At 44.5% G+C, this 22,261-nt stretch carries 16 protein-coding genes and 2 tRNA genes; 9 read left to right on the forward strand and 9 right to left on the reverse strand.

The features are described 5' to 3' along the window. Positions 1-62: 62 nt before the first annotated feature. From F3J22_RS29460 to F3J22_RS29475, 4 genes are all read left to right on the forward strand, one after another. Positions 63-3,437 carry a TonB-dependent receptor gene (locus F3J22_RS29460; RefSeq protein ID WP_167021557.1) on the forward strand — a complete coding sequence of 1,125 codons (3,375 nt, stop codon included), beginning with the start codon at positions 63-65 and terminating at the stop codon, positions 3,435-3,437. 12 nt (positions 3,438-3,449) lie between these two features. Beyond that, the gene (locus F3J22_RS29465; protein ID WP_167021558.1) at positions 3,450-4,979 is read left to right on the forward strand and encodes a RagB/SusD family nutrient uptake outer membrane protein; all 1,530 of its coding nucleotides are present in this window, start codon (positions 3,450-3,452) and stop codon (positions 4,977-4,979) included. Positions 4,980-5,163: 184 nt separating this feature from the next. Beyond that, positions 5,164-5,898: a GDSL-type esterase/lipase family protein gene (locus F3J22_RS29470; protein ID WP_167021559.1), complete on the forward strand. Its 735-nt coding sequence runs from the start codon at positions 5,164-5,166 to the stop codon at positions 5,896-5,898. A gap of 39 nt (positions 5,899-5,937) precedes the next feature. Next, the gene (locus tag F3J22_RS29475) at positions 5,938-6,948 is read left to right on the forward strand and encodes a hypothetical protein (RefSeq protein WP_205195760.1); all 1,011 of its coding nucleotides are present in this window, start codon (positions 5,938-5,940) and stop codon (positions 6,946-6,948) included. Positions 6,949-7,065: 117 nt separating this feature from the next. Here the strand turns inward: F3J22_RS29475 and F3J22_RS29480 are convergent, their stop codons facing one another. From F3J22_RS29480 to F3J22_RS29515, 8 genes are all read right to left on the reverse strand, one after another. Continuing rightward, the gene (locus F3J22_RS29480; protein ID WP_167021560.1) at positions 7,066-8,022 is read right to left on the reverse strand and encodes an amidohydrolase family protein; all 957 of its coding nucleotides are present in this window, start codon (positions 8,020-8,022) and stop codon (positions 7,066-7,068) included. Between the two features lie 67 nt (positions 8,023-8,089). Next, positions 8,090-8,659 (reverse strand): Crp/Fnr family transcriptional regulator, encoded by a 570-nt coding sequence (locus F3J22_RS29485; protein WP_167021561.1) that lies wholly within the window; start codon positions 8,657-8,659, stop codon positions 8,090-8,092. A 60-nt stretch (positions 8,660-8,719) separates the two neighbouring features. Continuing rightward, positions 8,720-9,235: a hypothetical protein gene (locus F3J22_RS29490; protein ID WP_167021562.1), complete on the reverse strand. Its 516-nt coding sequence runs from the start codon at positions 9,233-9,235 to the stop codon at positions 8,720-8,722. A 98-nt stretch (positions 9,236-9,333) separates the two neighbouring features. Beyond that, complete coding sequence (locus tag F3J22_RS29495; RefSeq protein WP_167021563.1) at positions 9,334-9,861, reverse strand: hypothetical protein; 528 nt, start codon at positions 9,859-9,861, stop codon at positions 9,334-9,336. A 233-nt stretch (positions 9,862-10,094) separates the two neighbouring features. Continuing rightward, complete coding sequence (locus F3J22_RS29500) at positions 10,095-10,760, reverse strand: SMI1/KNR4 family protein (RefSeq protein WP_167021564.1); 666 nt, start codon at positions 10,758-10,760, stop codon at positions 10,095-10,097. Positions 10,761-10,921: 161 nt separating this feature from the next. Beyond that, a tRNA-Leu gene (locus F3J22_RS29505) sits at positions 10,922-11,007 on the reverse strand. Positions 11,008-11,012: 5 nt separating this feature from the next. Next, positions 11,013-11,085, reverse strand: a tRNA-Gly gene (locus F3J22_RS29510). Positions 11,086-11,208: 123 nt separating this feature from the next. Next, on the reverse strand, positions 11,209-12,042 hold the full coding sequence (locus F3J22_RS29515; RefSeq protein WP_167021565.1) for a hypothetical protein: 834 nt from the start codon (positions 12,040-12,042) through the stop codon (positions 11,209-11,211). Between the two features lie 286 nt (positions 12,043-12,328). Between F3J22_RS29515 and F3J22_RS29520 the strand changes: the two genes are divergently transcribed. From F3J22_RS29520 to F3J22_RS29530, 3 genes are all read left to right on the forward strand, one after another. Next, positions 12,329-13,489 carry a DUF3667 domain-containing protein gene (locus F3J22_RS29520; RefSeq protein WP_167021566.1) on the forward strand — a complete coding sequence of 387 codons (1,161 nt, stop codon included), beginning with the start codon at positions 12,329-12,331 and terminating at the stop codon, positions 13,487-13,489. 9 nt (positions 13,490-13,498) lie between these two features. Further along, on the forward strand, positions 13,499-14,278 hold the full coding sequence (locus tag F3J22_RS29525; RefSeq protein WP_167021567.1) for an enoyl-CoA hydratase-related protein: 780 nt from the start codon (positions 13,499-13,501) through the stop codon (positions 14,276-14,278). 96 nt (positions 14,279-14,374) lie between these two features. Then, on the forward strand, positions 14,375-14,923 hold the full coding sequence (locus F3J22_RS29530; protein WP_167021568.1) for a hypothetical protein: 549 nt from the start codon (positions 14,375-14,377) through the stop codon (positions 14,921-14,923). A 128-nt stretch (positions 14,924-15,051) separates the two neighbouring features. Here F3J22_RS29530 and F3J22_RS29535 read toward each other — a convergent pair whose 3' ends face one another. Next, the gene (locus F3J22_RS29535; protein ID WP_167021569.1) at positions 15,052-17,322 is read right to left on the reverse strand and encodes a Tex family protein; all 2,271 of its coding nucleotides are present in this window, start codon (positions 17,320-17,322) and stop codon (positions 15,052-15,054) included. Positions 17,323-17,560: 238 nt separating this feature from the next. Between F3J22_RS29535 and mazG the strand changes: the two genes are divergently transcribed. Together mazG and F3J22_RS29545 are read left to right on the forward strand one after the other, a co-directional pair. Continuing rightward, entirely contained in the window at positions 17,561-18,331 is a 771-nt protein-coding gene (mazG, locus tag F3J22_RS29540; protein ID WP_167021570.1) for a nucleoside triphosphate pyrophosphohydrolase, read from the forward strand. 19 nt (positions 18,332-18,350) lie between these two features. After that, positions 18,351-22,169 (forward strand): HAMP domain-containing sensor histidine kinase, encoded by a 3,819-nt coding sequence (locus F3J22_RS29545; protein WP_167021571.1) that lies wholly within the window; start codon positions 18,351-18,353, stop codon positions 22,167-22,169. Positions 22,170-22,261 lie beyond the last annotated feature (92 nt).

Below are 22,261 nucleotides of genomic sequence, written 5' to 3' on the forward strand. Positions count from 1 at the left end.
GCACGCTAAACCCTTTGCCCGTTATGGCCCATATTCCATTTTGTCAACATTAAAATCGTAGTATGAGATTATTTAAAAGATCGCTTGCGCTCCGGCTGCAAGCCTGGAATCCTATGCTCCTGCTGTTCGGTGTGTTGTTGTGCTGCAGCAGCGATAGCTATGCTAGTCAGAAAGCTCCACGGATAAGCCTGGACGTCACTAATCAGCCGCTGGAAATTATCTTCAGAAAGATGGAAGAGAAATCCGATTACACTTTCTGGTATAAACATGAAGTGCTGAAAAAAGCGGGCCCCGTTACTATCAGGGCTACCAACGAAGATATGTTGGTCCTCCTCGACAGAATCCTGAAAAATCAACCGCTTACCTATAGTGTTGATAAAAATATCATCGCTATTAAAGAGAAAATGAGCGAGAATGTAAATAGCGGCCCTTCTCCGGAGAACATCGTGCAGGCGCCTGTTTCAGGGCAGGTGGTCAGTGAAACAGGAGAACCTGTTATCGGTGTTACCGTGAAGGTGAAGAACGGTACTGCCTATGCTACCACCAATGAAACCGGGCACTTCTCCATTAAGGCTGCTTCCGGAGATATACTGGTGTTTTCTTCTATCGGTTTTCAGACAACAGAAGCCGCCGCCGGAAAGGGAACCGCCATGATGGTGACCATGAAACCCACGCAGGACAAGCTCTCTGAAGTGGTAGTGGTAGGTTATGGTACACAGAAGCGTGCCAATCTCACCGGCGCTGTTGCCACCGTAAGTTTCGACAAGGCCCTGGAAAACAGGCCTATCACCAATCCCAGCCAGGCGCTGGCAGGGAAGGTGTCTGGTGTGTTCGTGAGTCAGAACTCCGGTTCTCCCGGCAGTGATGGTGCTACTATCCGCGTACGCGGCTACGGAACGCTGAATAATACAGACCCGCTGATATTGATTGATGGCATCGAAGGCCGCCTCGCTGAATTGAACCCTGCAGATATCGCCAGCATGACCATCCTCAAAGATGCGGCATCTTCAGCGATCTACGGCTCCAGAGGTGCTAATGGTGTCATACTGGTAACTACAAAGAAAGGTAGCTACAACTCAGATCCTGCCTTGTCTTACAACGGTTACTACGGTTTTCAGCAATTAGGCAGAAAATATGACCGTATCACCAACAGTGTGGAGTTCATGAATATCTGGAACAAAGCAGTGGTAAACAGTGGCGGCGATCCCCTCTTCCCGCAATCGGTGATCGATGCTTTCGCCAGTAATAACGATAAATACCTTTATCCAAATACAGATTTTTATAAAGAGATCTTCCACACATCTCCCATTACTGAACATAATATCTCTGTAAAAGGTGGTTCTGCAAAACAGAATTATTATCTCTCTGCCAACTATCTCTCCCAGGATGGTATTATCAGGAATACAGACAGCAAACGCTATGGACTGAATTTCTCCATGAACAATAAGGTGAAGGACTGGCTGGAAATCGGCGGACGTGTCACCATTACCCGCAAGGAAACCAATAGCCCCTATAGCGGCATCGATCGTGTGTATTATATTTTGTCTAATGGCGGCTATCCGTTTATTGCGCCATATACTGCGGATGGTAAATTTGGCGCCACACAGGCACTGAAGCCTGATGGCTCGCCCATCGTAGATTCCCGGAACCCATTGCCAGACCTGTATAACGGTAAGCAGCTGTATGTAAATAATTTCTTCAGGGGTACCTTGAATGCCACGGCTAATATCACAAAGGACCTTACCTTCAAAACGATGTTCACCGGACAATCCAACAATAACCGGCAGGATAAATATAACCAGATGAACTACGTGTATACGGCTGCCGGACAACAAGGCAAGGTGTTGGATTATCCTTCGCAGATTTCCCCATACAGAGGTAATGATGAAGAATTCTACTGGGTGTATTACAATACCCTGAATTATACGAAGACGATCAACAAAGTACATAATATCGGCGCTATTGTGGGTATGCAGGCTGAATCCTATCAGCTGAAAGATATGTCTGCACAAAAATCAGATCCTCCTAAATCCGGTCTTAATGAAGTAGATGCAGGTACTACAAATGTGCAGGCATCCGGCAATACAACAGAGTGGAGTAATCTCGGTTATTTCGGCAGAATAAATTATAACTATCGTGAGAAATACCTGCTGGAAGGTAACCTGAGGGCAGATGCATCTTCCCGGTTTAAAGATGGTAACCGCTGGGGGTATTTTCCTTCTGTATCTGCCGGATGGGCCATGGAAAAAGAGAATTTTATCAGGAAAATTGCTGCAATCAGTCAGCTGAAATTACGCGCCTCCTGGGGACAACTAGGTAACCAGAACATCGATAATAATTACCCATACATCAGTGCTGTTACACAAAACTACGGCACCAGCTACACGGTAGGCGGACAGTTTGCCCCTGGCGCCGCCATTGTTAACCTGGTAGATCCGAATATCAGTTGGGAAACCACTACCAGCACGGATGTAGGATTAGACATCGGCCTGTTCGATAATGCGCTCTCCTTCGAGTTGGATTACTTCAACAAAAACACAGATAATATACTGGTACAATTACCGATATCTTCTACCATGGGAGAGGTAACAGCACCGATTCAGAATATAGGAAAGATGAATAACAAAGGATTTGAGTTTGCGGTGAACTACAGGTCAAAAGTCTATAATTCAGGCCTCAGTTATGCTATTGGTGCCAATGTTTCCTATATCAAAAACATTGTAACAAAGTTTCGTGAAGATGCACCGGATCAGTTGTACCTTATCCGCGACGGACAACCTTACAAAATGCTGTACGGATTTAAGTCAGTAGGTGTTTTCCAGAGCGATAAGGAAGCCTCTGACTATATGTATGCCAATGGTTATGTGCCAAAGGCGGGAGATATTAAGTATGAAGATGTTAACGGTGACGGGAAACTGGATTACCGCGACAAACAATCGCTGGGTAATACCCTTCCCACCTGGACCTACGGCATTACACTGAATGTAAACTATAAACACTGGAGTCTGAATGTGGTGACACAAGGCATGGCTGGTGTTTATGGCTATAACCAGAGTGCGTGGACGCAACCATTGGGCATATCCGGCGGCACCTTGCTGACCCGCTGGCGCGATGCCTGGACACCGGACAACCATAGCACGACCTTACCACGTATTGTGGTGAACGATACCTGGAACCGCTATGAGTCCTCTTTCTGGGTACAGAATATGAGTTATTTGAAGATCAAAAATATTCAGTTGCTATATCAGTTGCCGGAATCATGGTTGAAATCAGTACATTTTAAAGGTGGAAGCATCTATGCCAATGTGCAGAATCTGCCATCATTCACAAAGAAAGGATATATAGGATTTGATCCTGAACAGAACACTTTTGCCAATGGTGGTGGTGTGTATCCAACACCCGTTATTACATCTTTCGGTATCAACCTGCAACTCTAAAATGAACTAACTATGAGAAGATATATCAGCATAATAATGGCTTTCACGCTATTAATTATCAGCAGTTGTAATAAATCTTTCCTCAACAAACAACCTGATGACCGTATTACCAGTGATAATTTCTGGAAAACAGAATCCGATGCCTTGCTGGCATTATATGGTGTATACAACGTACTGCATGAAACAGCGGTGTATGGCTATGGAGGCGGTTTCGATGCCTGTTCACCCAATGCATACCAATGGGCATACTGGGAAGGAATGGAGCAGCAGGTGGGTAACGGTACTATTTCCGCCAATGATGGCGGTATCGTAAGCGATCGCTGGAGGCAATGCTATACCGGTATCAACCGCGCCAATACTTTCCTGGCAAATGTAGACAAGATTGCAATGGATGAAAAGGAGAAGACGCAGATGAAGGGAGAAGTGTATTTTCTGCGCGGTGTTTACTACGCCCTGCTGGCAAATACTTACGGCGGTGTTCCTGTTTTTACAAAAGTAATCACTGCAGATGAAGCCAGAACTTTTAAACGCAATACAGAAGAAGAAACCTGGGCACAGGTACACAGCGATTATGATGAAGCGATCAAGACACTGGCAACTACTGCTCCGGTGATGGGTAGGGCAACGCTTGGTGCTGCCTATGCCATGAAATTGAGGGCATATCTGTATGTATCCAACTGGGACAAGGTGCTGGAGTATGCAGATAAAATTGACGGACTGAATAAATACAGCTTGTTCCCGAGCTACCATGGCCTGTTTCAGCTGGCTAATGAAAACAATGCGGAAGTGATTTTTGACGTGGAATATATGGATGGTCCTTTCCAGCAGGGAAGCTATTTTGATCGCCACTGGCAGCCACAGAACATTAAATACGCCATCGATGGTTCCAATTCAGTTGCGCCGATCCAGAACCTGGTGGATGCCTATGAAACCATAGACGGCTCTCCCGTAAATGCCACCAATCCATATTTGAATCGTGATCCCCGCCTGGACTTTACGGTGCTGCGCCCGGGAGCTTACTTCCAGGGACAGCTGTATCCCGTTGAAATTAAAAACCATACCGGCCAGAAAGTAGGTTTCGGTATTCGCAAATATACCATCGAAACACAACAGGTGGTAGCAGGGCAGGAGCCACTGAATTTTATCATTTACCGTTATGCTGATGTGTTGTTGTCGAGAGCGGAGGCGCTGATCGAGAAAGGAACGGATATTCCGCAGGCCTTGCAGCTGATTAACCAGGTACGTACTGGCCGAGCGGATGTGAAGATTAAGGCATTGGCGACCAATTTGTCTCAGACGGAAGCCAGGACGCAGTTACGCCACGAAAGACGGATAGAATTTGCACTGGAAGGCCTTTACTGGGATGATGTAAGAAGATGGGGGATAGGGAAAGATATTTACCCGATTCAGGTGCATGGCGCTGATGGCGCACTGATCGAAACTAAGTTTGCCTCCGGTTATAAAGACAAATCCAAATATCTGCCTATCTCAAATGATGAAATCTCAATAAATAAAAACCTGTTACAGAACGACGGATACTAACGGAAGTACCAGGTAAAGAATTTAATGACTATACAGAAATGAACAGCTGGCTTATTCTTGAGCCAGCTTTTTTTGTTGAATTTGTGATAATAAATATTTCACCATATTTATCTATATTGTCAGGTGATCAGTTTGTCTGGTGGTATTTAATGGGAAAGCGTAAACTTTATTAAATATTCTATTCATGAGATTTTTTCTATTTGTCTTCTTGTTGTGGTCAATGACGTTATCTGCTGCCCCATTCCACAATAAGAAAATAGTCGTATTCGGATCTTCAGTTGCCATGGGGTGGGGATCAACCAACAATAATCAGGGATGGGCTTTTCGTTTAGGTAATGCATTGGCTACAAAGGGATATACACTCGTAAATAAGAGTATTCCCGGTAATAATACACAGGCCCTGATAGGCCGCTTTGAAAGAGATCTTTTGCCTGAGAAACCAGAAATTTGTGTGATCGCTTTAGGATTAGGCAATGAAGGAATTGCAAAGCAATCAACAAAGGAGGGAAAGGATTCTGTTTACAATCACTTCGTAAATGGAATTAATACGCTGATAGCAATGTGTAAGAAAGCCGGTATTATACCCGTTGTTACTGGATGTTATCCGGCTAATATATTTAATGCAGATGATTATGCTTTCGTAAAAAAATTTAATGCCATGATGAAAAATTCAGGAACGCCTTTTATTGACTTGTTAGAAGCAGTAGATGATGGTTCCGGACATTTCAAAGAAGGGATGTACCACGACGCGCTGCATCCGAATGACGCAGGGCATGAGGCTATGTTCCAGGGGATTCCGCTGGGAATATTTGATACACTGGATGATGGATTACAAAAACAAAGCGCCTTTTTGAAAGGTGGTGATAGGAAGAATTTATCCGGAAATTACGTAGCAGCCTGCGTCCGGGTCTGTAAATAAGATTTCATGGAGAACTGCCATTTTGTTATATTAGTACCTATGGGAATGACATTAAATGACGCTATAATAACCTCGCTTGAAGAAATTACGAACCCTGCTAATTATATGGAGGTTTACAAGAGAATCAAGGAGAAGAATTACTACGATTTTAAAGATTCAAAAACGCCTGCATCTACCGTTTCTGCGTCACTAGGTAATTTTATTCGCAACAGGGATTCCCGGGTAAAAAGAATTCCGCAGAAAGGGGGAAACTATACTTATTTTCTGACAAAATACGAAAGTGAGATAAGCATAGAGGCATTAGCTACCGTGGATGGCCTGGAGCTCTCCAATGGGGTATCTTTGCCAACTACTGCCAATGCCAGAACGTTCGATGAAAGAAGTCTGCATAAATTGTTAAGTAGCTTCCTTCATTCCACAGGTATTAGTTCCAAGACGATATTCCATGAGCAGTCAAATTCTAAAGATAGCCACCAGAAATGGATTCATCCGGATATGATCGGGATAAGATTCCTGAATTTACATACACAAACCAGTCAGGCATTCCTTAAGGCAATTAACAGCCTGGGCACGTTCGAGTTGAGCGCCTATGAAATAAAAAAGGAAATTAAAACGGATTACGAACTAAAGAAATGTTTTTTTCAGGCAGTTTCCAATTCCAGCTGGGCTAACTATGGTTACCTGGTCACCTTTGAACTTAGCGATGTGCTGATGGACGAGGTCAAACGATTGAACCAGGCCTTTGGAATAGGCATTATACGGTTAAGCAGTAACCCGTTCGAAAGTGAGATCATTCTTCAGGCCAAGTATAAAGAGTTGGATTTTGTTACTATTGATAAGCTTTGCAAAATTAACCCTGAATTTGAGCGGTTTATTGAACACGTAGAAAAATACATCACCGCCGATGCCAGGTATACATCTGCCCTGAATAAGGAACTGACTAATTTTTGTGATTCCTTTTTCATCACGGAAACAGAATCTGAAGCCTATTGTAAGGAAAAAAATATACCACTGGAAAAATTGCTGGAAGAAAATTTGATAGCAAACTAAAAGCTATTGTTATCTACTCTTCTTAAAAAAATCTTCGATTGTTATAAATTAAAAGGCACCGCACAAGCGGTGCCTTTTAGCTGCCTGAACTAAAAGCTTCCTATAAACCTGGCAGGGTTAATCTCTAATATTTATTAATTGTGCTGCGTTTTGTCCGGCTATCTTTTCTACTTCTTCCATGGACAACGGTATACTATCAAGAAACTGCCTGCCTGCTTCGTTCGTACTAAATGGATAATCTACCGAAAACATAATATTATCAATACCGAAAGTCTCCAATGCGGTAAAGAATGGAGGTAGCGTAAAAATCCCGCTGGTGGTGATATATACCTGATCACGAAGGGTCTGGCTGATTGTCCGCTGGTGATAGCTGTTGCTGTTGACCGGAAATTTTTCATCTAACCTCGACATCATCATCGGAATCATTTCCCCCATATGTCCAATAATAAGCTTGAGCTGCGGATAGCGGTCCAGAGTGCCGGTAATAATCAAACGTAATACCTGCAGGGCTGTTTCTGAATGCCAGCCCCAGCCGCCGCATCCCAGCATGATACCTGTTGATCCGGGCAAATCATTGTAATATGCTCCCGCAACGGCAGCAGGAGGAAGACCAGGATGTAGGTACAGTGGGATTTGGAGCTGTTCTGCTTTCGCTAATAATGGCCTGAATTCCGGCAGGTCCAGGAATTTACCGTTGGTAAGTCCGTTGATCATTGCTCCGCAGAAAGAATGTTCTTCCCTGGCTCTTTCCAGCTCCAACGCAGCAGCTTCAGGTAAACACATGGGTAAGTGTGCGAATGCTTTAAATCGGGTAGGGTGGAGGGCAATTTGCGAAGCCACGAAATCATTATAGGAGGAAGCGAATTGTATCGCTTCTGCTGCGGGTAAGCTCTCGGCTCCCCGGCCTACAATAGATAATACTTGTATATCAATACCGTTATCGTTCATAGACTGTAAACGGGTTTCAGTAATGTCTCCGAGTCTGGCCAGTGCATCTTTTGGAAAAGGCCACTGCTGAATCTGCTGGGAAAATGGAGCTAAGGAGATATGCTCTTCCAATGTTATAATACGCATAGCTGAATGATTTATGCAATAAATGTCCAGCTATCGGTGGGCAGTTTTGTTGATCCTGATCAATAAATTAAACTGCCGATTTAATTCTGCTAAGTGCCTCCTGTGTAATATTGAGATAATTCGCTACCAGCTTATTTGGTAAGCGTAAGACCATTTCCGGGTTTTCCTCCAGTAATAGCTGATAGCGCTCGCGTGGGTTTAACGTAATAAAATCTTCCAATCTGCGGGTATTGATAATATAGGCATCTTCCAGGAAAGAGCGGTAAAATTTTTCCCACGCCGGAATGGTGTTGAGCAGCTGGTAAAAATCTTCCCGGTGTATATAAAGTAATTCAGATGACTCAATGACTTGTGTCGATTCTTTCAGCAAGGTACCGCCAATAAAAGAGGTTAAGGAAGTAGAAAAAGAATTTTCAAAAGCAAACCGTCGGGTAGCTTCCCTGCCGTCTGGTTTGATAAAAAACACCCGAAGGCATCCTTTATTGATGAAAAACATGCGCCGTGAAGTTTCACCTGCACGGGCGATCAGCTCATTCTTTTTAGCCTCCAACAGATGAAAGCAGGAAAGTAGCTGTTCCAGGTCGGCTTCGCTTAATGCAACTCTTCCTTTAATAAATTTAGTCAGCTGTTCATACATACCTGGTGATTTAAAAAAGTGATCATAGGCTGTGAGTGATGAGCGCCTTGGTACTGCTATTTATTTCTCAGACAATTCCCGCTGAAGCCCTCTTCGTTTGTCCTGTGCCTCCTTCTTTTTATTGGCGGCACTTAGCGCTTCGTTATACTCCTGCATCCTGTCTGTATATTGCTTTTGTTTTTTATCGTTATGTTCCATGATCACTCCTGTTATTGCCATACCAATTAAGATTAGGGAAAGATAGCCGAAGAATGGATTGGCTGCTAGTTTCCCGGTAGCAATAAAGCATGTAAAATATTCACCAATCAAACCGACTAATATCAAGCCTACCGAAACTACATAGGGAAAGACTACAAAAGATGGATGGTCTGGTTCAGTGGGATAAACTACTTCCGTCATATCTACTTCTTCTTCCGCTGCTGTTATTGTCTTTGGCTTCGCTTCTTCAGTAATAGAAGGAGGGGGAAGCATAAAAAGAGCATTACAATAATTGCATTGAGCCAGGTCATTGCGTTCAGGAATGAGTTTTACATCGGAACTACCACATTGAGGACAGGTTAGCGCAAGCATTTCCATGAATATAAAAGAGATAAGGTTGATATAAAGTTAACAATCCTTTATTTAGAATAAATATGAATCAATAGCAAGATACTTCTTATAATGTGGTTTGAACATCACTTCATTTTAATTCCGGAGCGCTTTTTTTGACGCTCGCGTTGCCTTAACTGTGCCCAGGATTTATCAACGGCAGCTCTTCGCTCCTTTATATATTCCTTCATCTCTTCACTTTTTTCATATCCTACCTGTCTGTCAATCACCAATAAAAATGCAATCAGACCAAACAGGAGCATGCCTCCGCAGGCAGCGATTTTCTCAGGGTCGGGATCCAATTGATTGAACGCAATAAGTCCACAGATGACACTCGCTACTACCCAGCCTCCGGCCAATACAAATAGCAATCCTTGAGCAAATGGAGGTGCTGGTTTAACGGGATAAACTACTTCCGTCATATCCACATCCTCTTCTTCCTCTTCTTCTTGCTGTGTGGCTGTTATTTGTGGTTCCTCCGCTTGTCTTGCCGGGGGAGCTGGAAGCATAAAAAGCGCGTTGCAATAATTGCATTGAGCCAGGTCATTGCGTTCAGGAATGAGTTTAACATCAGAACTACCACATTGAGGACAGGTTAGCGCAAGCATTTCCATGGATATAAGGGATAAGGTTGGTGTAAAGTTAACAATCCTGCATCAAGGATAAAAGGAATCAAGGGAAAAGTGTGGATTGAATACAAAGGCAAAGGCATCACTCCCGCGGTGCTTTTGCCTTTGTCAGAACGCTTGTCCTTTATGCTCCCCAGTGGGAATTATTTGGAACGGATTATGTCTTTTTATCTGAAATACATTTTGTTTAGGTGTTAACTTGTAGCTAAATGGATGGCTCATCCCATTGCCCGTTTTTGAAGGATGACATTTCTTTTCATCTTTTGTATCCATTTAGTCATAACGCCTTTGCGGGGTTTATACTTAGGCATTTTAGGATATTTGCGCCATCCTGGGTACCAGAATGGTACTACTGGTGTATTGTATTGTCGCTTACTGTGTATATCCAGAAATTCTCGCAAGAAAGTTTCTGCCAGCGTGAATCCATAGAAGATAATATCATTTCCGTACATGGATAATACCGGATGTCCAGGTTCATCAATCATTATAAAACGATGACCCCATACCGGAAAAATCCGTGAAATGTTTCTAGCCTTTAATAGCGCAGGGGTAGTATGTGTTGATTTGTAGATCCACTCAATTCGGCTACGAATTTTATTTAAGTCTTCCGGATAGGAATAGAATATTCTGGACATATCCTCATTCAAATCAGGGTGCGGTTCCAGCCCATTCATGGTACGATAAAAATTGCGGAGCGGCTCAGGGAAAGTATATCCCATCTCTTGTTCAAATGCATGTAACATGTCAGCGGAAAGGCCAGGTTTCCATTTGGTGCCGGGTAGAATGTATGAACCAAAATTTTCGTTCGGCTCAGTATTTTCCCAGGCAGATTCTGTTTTGGTCTTTAGATATTCAAAAAAGGCAGTGGAATTATTTGTTTTCATAGGTTAGACAAAAGAGAGGTATTTAGAATGTTTGACAGAATGATGTCGGATTATGGAAAAGCCTAAAGCTTAGGCTTGGAGTGGGAACTCATTGACTACAAACAAAAAAGGCACCGCTTCCGCGATGCCTTTTAGCTTTTTCAGGACGCCAGTCCTTTGTGTACCCCAGATGGGAGTCGAACCCACACTTGCATTGCTGCAAACGGGATTTTAAGTCCCGCGTGTCTACCAATTCCACCACCAGGGTATCTGAGCGGAAGACCGGGCTCGAACCGGCCACCCCGACCTTGGCAAGGTCGTGCTCTACCAAATGAGCTACTTCCGCTTATCTTTGTAAGATCTTTTCCGCCGATTCAGCCCCTATGGCTTGTTTCGTTGGGATTGCAAAGATAGGAATCTTTTTGAATCTACAAATTTTTTTTCGAATTGATTCAAAGATTTTTATGCATTAAGGATTAAAAGTATAACTGTACTTTACCATCCCTAACAGCTCTTTCCCTTTACCATAGCAGGTTTCCTTGTCCGGTAACCCCTGCTGGCTATACGTATATTCCCATATCGTATAACTGGAAGTAGCCATGTTTACAGCCGTCATTTTTGCCATTTTATCCCCGGAATACTCAAAAATATAGTCCGGCAACATCTTCTTCTTCAAACTATTATAGCTGTAAATATCTGTCAGCTGACCCTGTTTATCGTAATTATAAAACGTCTTCTTTCCATTTAACGGTTGCTCTTCTATCACCTTACCTGTACTATCTGTCTTAAACCTGATCACCAGACTATCACTAGCCGCCGATTTTCTGCGTACCATACTCAGCAGCCTCCCCGTCGTATCATACTGATAACTCCGCGTCTCCTCAAACTTCATCTTGCTATCCGTCGCCTGGGAACTACTGCTGATATACTGCAGCCTGCCATTGTCGTCATAACGGTACTGGGTAATCGTAATGCTGGAATTGGTGCTGTCTATCGTCTTGCTCAGCAAGCCTTTGGCGGTAAATGTACTCACCAGCACTTCATAGCCGGTAGCTGTACTGTTAGTTTCTGAACGCAGCTGACGATAAGTCGGATTAATTATCCGGATACACCTGAAATCCTTATCCGGCTCACTCGTAGGATCATACGTCTGCACACGCTGTGTAGCCACTTTCTGCTCCTTCAGCTGCGACATATTAGCCACCGTACGTTGCGTATTGACAATGTCCTGGAAATAGTACTGGCTGGAAGCCGGACCTGCCGCCCCCAATAAACATAATATGATAAATGATATCCGCTTCATGAAAAGACAATCCTCTTTTGGTAACTTTTGCAAATTAAACGCAAAATTCAATTTAAAATTTTTGATATGTTTGATTTTCCCGGATATTGGTCATGGAAATATTTTTATATCTTTAATCCAGAAACTGATAAGCCCATCCCGAAGTCTGCATCATCTCTACATTCAGGTCTATGCCAGGTGCTTTTTATATGTTTTCAGTAAGATGATGATATGGTCAGATGTCCGGGAAATATTTTTATATCTTTGATTTTCAAACTGCTTATACCCAATCAAAATCTAAATATCTGTGAAGTCGCAACCTTTAAGGAAAGATAAACATTGCCTGAACTGTGGATTTGAAGTACCCGGAAGATATTGTACCGAATGCGGACAGGAAAATACCGTACAACACGAAACTTTTAGTCACCTGGTAAAACACGTGGTAATGGATATCTTCCATTACGACTCCCAATTCTTTACAACACTCAAATACCTGCTGATCAGACCTGGATTCCTTACCAGGGAATACATGGCCGGAAGAAGAGTAAGATATGTAAACCCAATTAAACTATACGTATTCGTATCATTTGTATTCTTTTTTACCATCTTCGGGATATTGGGCCATACCGGTGTGATCGACGAAAATAACCTCCATAAAACACCGGCAATAAACGTCAGCAATGAGGACAATGCAGCAGAAAGAAAAAAAGATAGTACTGCCAATGCTACTGACGCTACCAGGTACCACTATAAACCGGCGTCGGCTGATAGCACGGCTATAGCGGCCATAGACAGCCCCAAACATCCGGAGGTTTCCGAAAAAAATTCGCAGTATGCAGCGTCCGCCGCGCCATTGGCAACAGCGCACCGGAAAAAATCAAAAACGGAAGCAGCAGCAACAGATTCAACAAAAGCACATAAATCTGATGAACGCCACGATTACCTAAAAGAATATGACGAGGCTCAAGCCAAATTAACACCTGCAGAGCAGGATAAAGGATTGTCAAAATTCTTTACACGCAGGCTCCTCAAAGCAGGTACCAAACTTCAGAGTGAGCATGGCGATATTAACGCAGATGAAATTGTATGGGAATCCTTTAAGCACAATGCACCTAAATTTATGTTTGTGCTGATGCCATTATTCGCATTAATGATGAAGTGGTTGTACGCACGCCGTAAACAGTTTATGTACGCAGATCATGCCATATTCGCATTGCATTTCCACTCTTTTGCATTCATGCTGTTCCTGATCGCTGGCGTACTCGCATGGATATTCCCCATCATTCCGGCATATACCATTTCATTCTGGATCCTTTTCGCTTACCAGACACTTGGACTCTATAAAAATTACGGCCAATCATTCCGACGTTCACTGTTTAAATCAGTACTGCTTACAATTGCCTACTTCTTCATTGTTACTTTTGTAATGGCACTGGGTGGAGCGTTGTATATCGGCCTAATTGTGTAAATTTCAATAATGGAACCTCAATACTTAATCATACACCAGCAAGTGGCGCCTTTTGTAGCGCACGTACAGCTCAACAGACCCAAAGAACTGAATGCGCTGAACCTCGAACTCATGGGCGAACTCAGAGATGCCCTGAAATTACTCGACGCCGACGACCAGGTAAGGGCCATCGTTATCAGCGGCAATGAAAAAGCTTTTGCCGCCGGTGCTGATATCAAACAAATGGCCGATAAAACAGCCATCGATATGTATAATATCGATCAGTTCAATACCTGGGATACAATTAAAAAAACTAAGAAACCACTGATAGCTGCTGTCAGCGGTTTTGCATTGGGCGGAGGTTGTGAACTCACCATGCTATGCGACATGATCGTTGCCAGCGAAACGGCACGCTTCGGACAACCGGAAATAAAACTCGGCATCATGCCCGGCGCCGGAGGTACCCAGCGACTCACACGCGCCGTCGGTAAAGCCCTCGCCATGGAAATGGTGCTCACCGGCCGTTTTATTACCGCACAGGAAGCACTCTCCGCCGGACTCATCAATAAAATTGTACCTGTAGAACTGTTCCTCAACGAGGCGATTAAACTGGCTGCTGAAATAGCTACCATGAGCCCCGTAGCAGTGAAAATGGCGAAAGAAGCGGTGCTCAAGGCATTCGACGCCACCCTGGATGAAGGCTTACATTTCGAACGTAAGAACTTCTACCTCCTCTTTGCCTCCGAAGACCAGAAAGAAGGAATGCAGGCCTTTGTAGAAAAACGATTACCAAACTTTAAAGGAAGATAATTTAAATATTATTAAACATTTTATTATTTGAGTTGTTAACCCCTTTAAACCTGCATAAACCGGAAGGTTCCTATTTGTGCAGGGTAATTCCCATATATGCGAAAAGTACTTCCAGGAACCTGTTGGCTGCTTACTGTTTGTTGCATCTTGTTTGGTTCTGTAACCCATGTCTCCTGCAATAGCCGTGTACAGCAGGTTAGAGCAATTGTAATGTCCGACGACCTTACTCCTCCCGAAATGGATACCATGAGGCCCATTCCGGATACCATCCATGCCCAGATCATCAGTGCATGGAATGCCTTCGATACCCTTGAAGGCCGCTACCCGGAAGATGTAGACTTCCTCAACAAAGAACCCCTGAAATCAAGATTGACCAAACTCCTGGGCGATACCCTGGGCATCTTTACACAACGGTTTCAGGTGACGCCACCACTCGAAGAAGAAAATGAAGTCCTCTTCGATGAAGGCTATGAACCCGGCTTTGCCAACACAGAAGCCGCCGCCGTAGCCATAGATATGCAGGATGATATCATCTACGCAGGCGTCTATGCAGGCCACCAGCTCCGCATCTTCAGCGAAAGAGGGGATACGCATTACCCTAAAAAACTCCAGACCTGGATAAAGAAGTTTAAAAAGAATAAATAATCTACGCGAAGCGAATCCGCCCAGAAGGGGCGGAACAAAAAAACCGGTAGCGAAGCTACCGGTTTCAAAAAAATAATATAATCTGTCGAATTATCTACTCTTTGTAAATAAAATTCCCAGCGTATCTTTTAATTAAATTTATTCTTCAACGCCGCCAGCTTCGCCTGAAAATCATTCAACGGCGCTTCTTTAGCCGCCGGCTTATCCTTACGTGGCTGCTGATTACGCGGACCCTGCTGCTGACGCTCCTGTCCACCGCCATGTGCCGGTTTAGGACTATTATCCTTCATGGATAAAGATATGCGCTTGCGCGCTGCATCTACTTCCAGTACAGTTACCTGTACTTTCTGGTTCAGCTTCACGGCCTCGTTAGGATTGCTGATGAATTTGTTGGACAAATGGGAGATATGTACCAGGCCATCCTGTTTCACCCCAATATCAACAAAGGCACCAAATGCAGTGATGTTGGTAACCACGCCTGGTAATACCATGCCCGGTTTTACATCTTCCATTTTATGAATACCTTCTGCATATTCGAAGATAGAAATCTCGTCACGTGGGTCGCGACTAGGTTTCGCCAGCTCTTTCAGGATATCTTCCAGTGTCAGCAAACCTACTTCTTCACTCACATATTCTTTAGCATTGATGGTTTTACGGAGATCGTCTTTACCCATCAGGTCCTGAATGCTGCAATGCTGCTTGGCGGCCATCGCTTCCACAATAGCATAGCGCTCAGGGTGAACGGCGGAATTGTCCAGCGGATTATCCCCGTTTTCAATACGCAGGAAGCCCGCGCACTGCTCAAATGCTTTCTCTCCCAGACGATGCACTTTCTTCAGCTGCATACGGTTGCTGAAAGCACCATTTTCCTTGCGGTATTTTACAATGTTATCTGCCAGCGACGGACCCAGACCTGAAATATAAGCCAGCAGGTGCTTGGAGGCAGTATTGAGGTTTACCCCTACGTTGTTCACACAGGAAACCACCACACGGTCCAGGCTCTGCTTCAGGTTCGACTGGTTCACATCATGCTGGTACTGACCAACACCGATGGATTTAGGATCGATCTTCACCAGTTCAGCCAGCGGATCAATCAGCCTGCGGCCGATAGATACTGCACCACGAACGGTTACATCCTGATCAGGGAATTCCTCACGGGCAACTTCTGACGCAGAATATACAGAAGCTCCGCTCTCATTTACCATGAAAACGTTGATCTTCTTACCAAAATCTATTTTCTTAACAAATTCTTCTGTCTCACGGCCAGCAGTACCATTACCTACTGCTATGGCAGCGGTATCATAACGGTCTACCCATTTTTTCAGTAAAGCTTCTGCATCATCACGCTTGTAATTCTTTTCCAGCGGGAAAATTACATCATGGTCCAGCATATTACCCTGGTTGTCCAGTGCAACGGTTTTACAGCCGGTACGGTATCCCGGGTCAATGGCAATAACTGCTTTAGGGCCAAGTGGTGCTGCCAGCAGCAACTGACGCAGGTTCTCTGCGAATACGTCGATGGCTTCTCCGTCAGCTCTGTCTTTCGCAGAGGCACGGAATTCGTTCTCCAGCGACGGACGCAGTAAACGTTTGTAGGAATCAGCAGCAGCCTTGCTTACCTGTTCGGCAGCAGCGCCTTTACCACTTACAAACTGTTTGCTGATAATACCCATTGCATCCTCTTCTTCAGGTGCAATAGAGCTGAACAGAATACCTTCTGTTTCTGCACGCAGAATAGCCAGTACACGGTGAGAAGGCATTTCCTTCAGATCTTCCGAAAAACCGAAATAATCTTTGTATTTGCTGCCTTCCTCTTCCTTGCCTTCCACTACTTTGGATGTCAGCTTGCCGGTGTTGGTAAACAGCTTACGCAGTTTGTCCCTGCACTCGGCATTTTCATTGATCCACTCTGCAATAATATCCCTGGCTCCTTTCAGCGCTTCTTCTGAATTAGCTACCTGTTCGTTGATAAATGTTTCTGCTGCAGAGATATCACCGTCCTGCTGGTCAAATAACATTTTGGCCAGTGGCTCCAGACCTTTCTCAATTGCAACAGTAGCGCGGGTCTTGCGTTTTGGTTTGTATGGCAGGTAGATGTCCTCCAGTTCTGCCAATACCCAGGTAGATTCCAGTTTGTCCTGTAATTCAGGCGTCATCTTCTCCTGGTCGGTAATCGTCTTGATAATAAAGTCACGACGATCACTCACCTCCTTGTAACGCTTCTGTAAATCCTCTATACGCGCAATCTGCACCTCATCCAGACTGCCGGTTACCTCTTTACGGTAACGGCTGATGAAGGGTACTGTTGAGCCTTCAGACAACAGGGTCATAGTATTCTCCGCCTGCCTGGACGAGATACCCAATTCCGATGAAATAAGTGCAATGTGTTTCGGATCCATGTTTAATTTTTTTGGGATGCATTTCTGACTGTTTAAAATCCAGGCTGTTACCTTCGTCCCAGGCAAGGGAATCAGGCACCATAGCCCACAGCAGAAAAAACTGATCTCATAATTTTATAGGTCGCAAATGTAATTAAAATGGCCTTTTTCGCAAGAAAAAGAAATTAACAGTTTCTAGCATGGATATTGCGCTGATCTGCCCGCCTGATGGACTTTTTTTAACTATTTTTACGGCAATATGGAAAAAACAGCCACTTTCGACAGATTATTACAGATCATGGACGATCTGAGAGAAAAATGCCCCTGGGATCGTAAACAGACCATCCAGACGCTCCGGCAGCTTACCATAGAAGAAACCTATGAGCTGGCAGACGCGATTACCGATGAAGACTGGAAATCGATCAAAGAGGAACTGGGAGATATCCTCCTCCATATCGTCTTTTACGCAAAAATCGGCTCCGAACAACAAAAATTCGACATAAATGATGTCATCAACGGTGTTTGTGAGAAACTCATCCACCGCCATCCGCACATTTATGGTGATGTACAGGTAGCTGATGAAGAAGAAGTTAAACAGAACTGGGAGAAATTAAAACTCAAAGAAGGCAAAAAATCTGTCCTCAGCGGTGTGCCTAAATCCCTCCCTGCCCTCGTAAAAGCCATGCGCATCCAGGAAAAAGCCAAACAAACCGGCTTCGAATGGGAAAATAACGACCAGGTATTCGATAAAATCACGGAAGAAATGAACGAACTCCGCGATGCCGTGAAGGAAGGGAATAAAGATGAAATGGAAGCCGAATTCGGTGACGTAATGTTCTCGCTGGTAAACTATTCCAGGTTCCTTGAAATCGATGCAGAAAACGCCCTTGAACGTACAAATAAGAAATTCCAGCGCCGCTTCCAGCAAATGGAAGAAATGGCATTACAGCAGGGCCGGCGTCTCAACGACATGACCCTCACTGAAATGGACCATCTCTGGAATCAGGTGAAAGCCCAGGAAAAAGCATAGTCTCCCAAATACTTATATCTTGATAGACGTTAAAGAAATACGGCTGTTCTTCCTCAGACACGGCTACCTGCTGATCGTGGCGGCATGGTTATTTACTTTTGCCTTCCTCTTCAGCAATTACTGGTCTTACTATTCTTCGCCGCAAGGGGTACAGCACAGCCTGGAAAAAAGTGTCCGCGACAGGGAAGAGGCCTTCCTCAATCATATCCAGGATACCTCCCTGGTCAATTCCCTGTTTAACCGCACCTACACGGAAAAAAACGTCCGGTACTTCGCGGCACAGGAGTACGATATCTTCGCCTTCGACTCCACCAAAGCGGAAGGCTCCTGGCTCGCATTCTGGAGTACCTCCCTCGTTCAGCCGGATTACTATTCCTATGCTATTCACGATGGCGACTACTTCCAGAAACTGAAAAATGGCTACTATGAAATGCTGGTACGCACCGTACCCGCACCAAAAGGCCATACCCGGCGGATGGTGGCACTCATCCCCGTACGCATGGAATACGCCATTCAGAACCACTACCTGGTAGATCACTTCTTCGATAAACCCGCCCTCGGACAGGAATACCAGATCATGATCTACCCGCATAACATGGGACAGGAAAACCATATCATCCTGCCTGTTGTCAACAGCGATAAAAAAACATTGTTCTGGCTGGACTATAACAAAAACCTCCACGCAAGACCACCCAACCTCTTCAGTGTTATCTTCCGTGTGCTGGGAAGTTTATGTGTACTGATATTTATCAATCTGTTTGTTACACTCCTGGCAAAAACTACCAACCCGCTATACGCATTCCTCGTGCTTCTGGGAACGGTACTGGTATTGCGTGTACTAAGCTACGTATATGCGTTCCCGTTCAATATGCGCAGCCTCAATTTCTTCGATCCCAGTATCTACGCAAAAGATGAGATTTTCCGCTCCCTCGGCGACCTCGCCATCAACGTAATCCTGGCTTTCTGGCTGATCGTATTCTTCCGTGAACATGTAAAAACCATCAATCCGCCGGTGATTAAAAAACGCTGGCAACAAAGTCTGGTCATCATCTTCGCAAGCCTGGTCCTGTTTATAGTAGAACAATTCCTCGCAGACCTGATCCAGAGCCTGGTGATAGATTCCCGTATCTCTTTTGACGTTACCAACTTCTTCAGCCTGAATGAATATAGTATCATCGGCTTTGTGGTATTGGGTTTTATCTCCTTCAGCTTCCTCTTTTTCTCACAGATCATCAACTACCTGTTGAATGAACTGACCAACTTCCGCTACCGTACAAAGTATATCTGGCTTGCCTTTGTAGGAATTCTATGGATACTTTTCCGGCTCAATAATCCCGATGTACCGTTTACGATTATGATGGTAATCTGGCTGGTACTGTATATCGTACTGCTGGATTTCATTGCAGACAGGTTTGAGAGTACCATGGCCACCGTGCCTTTCCTCTTCTGGCTTTTCCTGCTAACCATCACCACCTCGGGAGCACTGGTATATTACAATAATCAAAAGGAAATCTCTGTAAGACAAAATCTCGCGAAAGATCTCTCCAAACAAAAAGATCCTTACCTGGAAATATTGCTGAATGATGTAGGTAAGAAGATGGAGACAGATGAATACCTGCAGAGCTTTTTCGAGAACAGGGGAGGACGTGTGCCGGTAAAGTCAGAAATGGAAAATGATCTCATCCAGAAATATTTCCAGGGGTACCTGAGCCGCTTCAACGTAACATTTTATCCCTATGACGAAAATGGTGACCCTGTATACGCTTCAGATACCATCAGCCTGATATCATTTAACAGGCACATGTTATTTGATGCAGAAGCTGCACCAGTGCAGCTTGGCGGCAACGACCTGTATTATTATGAAAAGAGTTTCAAGCAATATAGTTATATAGGAAAAAAAGAATTTTATAACCCCGCAGACCATGCAGGTATCGGATGGTTGTTGTATGTTATTACACCTAAACTCAGTACTACAGACCGTATCTACCCTGAACTGCTGGTAGAATCTGATGTAACGGATTACAGCAGGGATAATACCGGCGCCTATAGCTATGCCGTGTATGATAAAGGCATTCTGGTAAGTAATTACAATGATTTTCCTTTCCCGATAAAAATTTATCCGGCAGATCTGCCTGCGGCAGATGTTTCGGTAAGAACAGACAGAGGTCATTCGGAACTGGTATTCAAGGCCTCGCCTGATAAGGTGGTGCTGGTGGTAAAGGAGAACAGGACTTTTGTGGAATTCATCACCCTGTTTGCCTATATGTTCGGGCTGTTCCTGCTGATCATTGTGATCTACAAATTATTTGATCTGCTGATCAAGGCAAGGATGCGGCTGAGCAATATCCGTACACTTGTTAAGGTCAGCATACGCCGTAAGGTACATGGCACCATTATCTTCATTGTGGTGTTCTCTTTTGTGATTTTGGGTCTGACCACTATCAAATTCTTCATTTACCGTTCTGAAGTGCAGAACAAGGAGAAGCTGAGCAAGGCCATGGGAGAGGTAGCTACCGATGTGGAGAAGGTGTTCGACAATCAGCAGACCCATGACCAGGTGGGGGATATTTACGATTCACATCTGCTGGTACAGCTGAGTAATTCGCTTGCCAATATTGCAGATGACAGGGCATTGGATATAAACGTATATGACCGCGACGGCAACCTGCAGATTACAACGCAGCCACTGATGACGGAGAAGGGACTTATTTCCCGCAAAATGAATCCGGTGGGCTATTATCAGCTATATAGCCAGCAGCTGATCCAGTACATGCAGTACGAAAAAATTGGTACGATGTCATTCCTGTCGGGGTATGTACCGTTGAGAAACGACAGCGGGGAAGTGTTTGCTTACCTTAATGTGCCTTATTTCGCCACGCAGACAGAGCTGAAGCAGCAGATTTCCAACTTCCTCGTTGCGCTGATTACTTTCAATGCCTTTATCTTCCTGATTGCCGGTATTATTGCCTTGCTGATTACTAACAGTATAACCAGGTCGTTCTCCCTTGTAACGGAAAAGCTGCGGCACGTAAATCTGGGCCAGCGAAATGATGAGATCGAGTGGGATAAGGATGATGAAATTGGTGCGCTGGTAAAAGAATATAATAAGATGGTGCGTAAGCTGGAGGTGAGTGCGGCACGCCTTGCTAAAAGTGAGCGTGAGGGAGCATGGAGAGAAATGGCGCGCCAGGTGGCCCATGAAATCAAGAACCCGCTGACGCCTATGAAGCTTAGTATCCAGTACTTACAGCGTGCTATTGTGGAAGACCGTCCCAACGTGAAGGAGATGTCTAAAAACGTGGCCAATACGCTGGTGGAGCAGATAGAGCACCTGGCTAATATTGCGTCGGATTTCTCGGCCTTTGCACGCATAGGGGAGCCTAACAATGAGGTAGTAAATGTCAATGAAGTGATTCACTCGCTGGTAGATTTATATAGCAGTCACGAAGATTGTACGATTACCTATATAGAACCAGACCGTCAGTACCAGGTATTTGCAGATAAAACGCAACTGAACAGGTTATTTACCAATTTACTGCAGAATGCTATACAGGCGGTACCTGAGGGGAGGAGTGGAGCCGTGCTGATTCGTTTCCAGGCTACCTACGATCATTATGTGATCGTAAGTGTGGCCGATAATGGCGGTGGGATTTCATCAGAGGTACAGTCTAAGATATTCGTGCCTAACTTCACCACCAAATCGTCTGGTACCGGCCTCGGACTGGCGATGTGCAAGAATATTGCGGAGCAGATGCGTGGGGAGATCTGGTTCGAAACCAAGCTGAATGAAGGCACTACGTTCTACGTAAAAATGCCGGTTTATGAAGATGCTCATTAATTATTAAATCACTTTTTCTGGGAATGTCGCCCGGCCGAAGGCCGGGCGACATTCCCATTTTAGGAGGATGCCAACCGCTATTGGTCTAAGGA

Origin of the sequence: Chitinophaga sp. Cy-1792 (assembly GCF_011752935.1) — a bacterium.
Lineage (GTDB): Bacteria > Bacteroidota > Bacteroidia > Chitinophagales > Chitinophagaceae > Chitinophaga.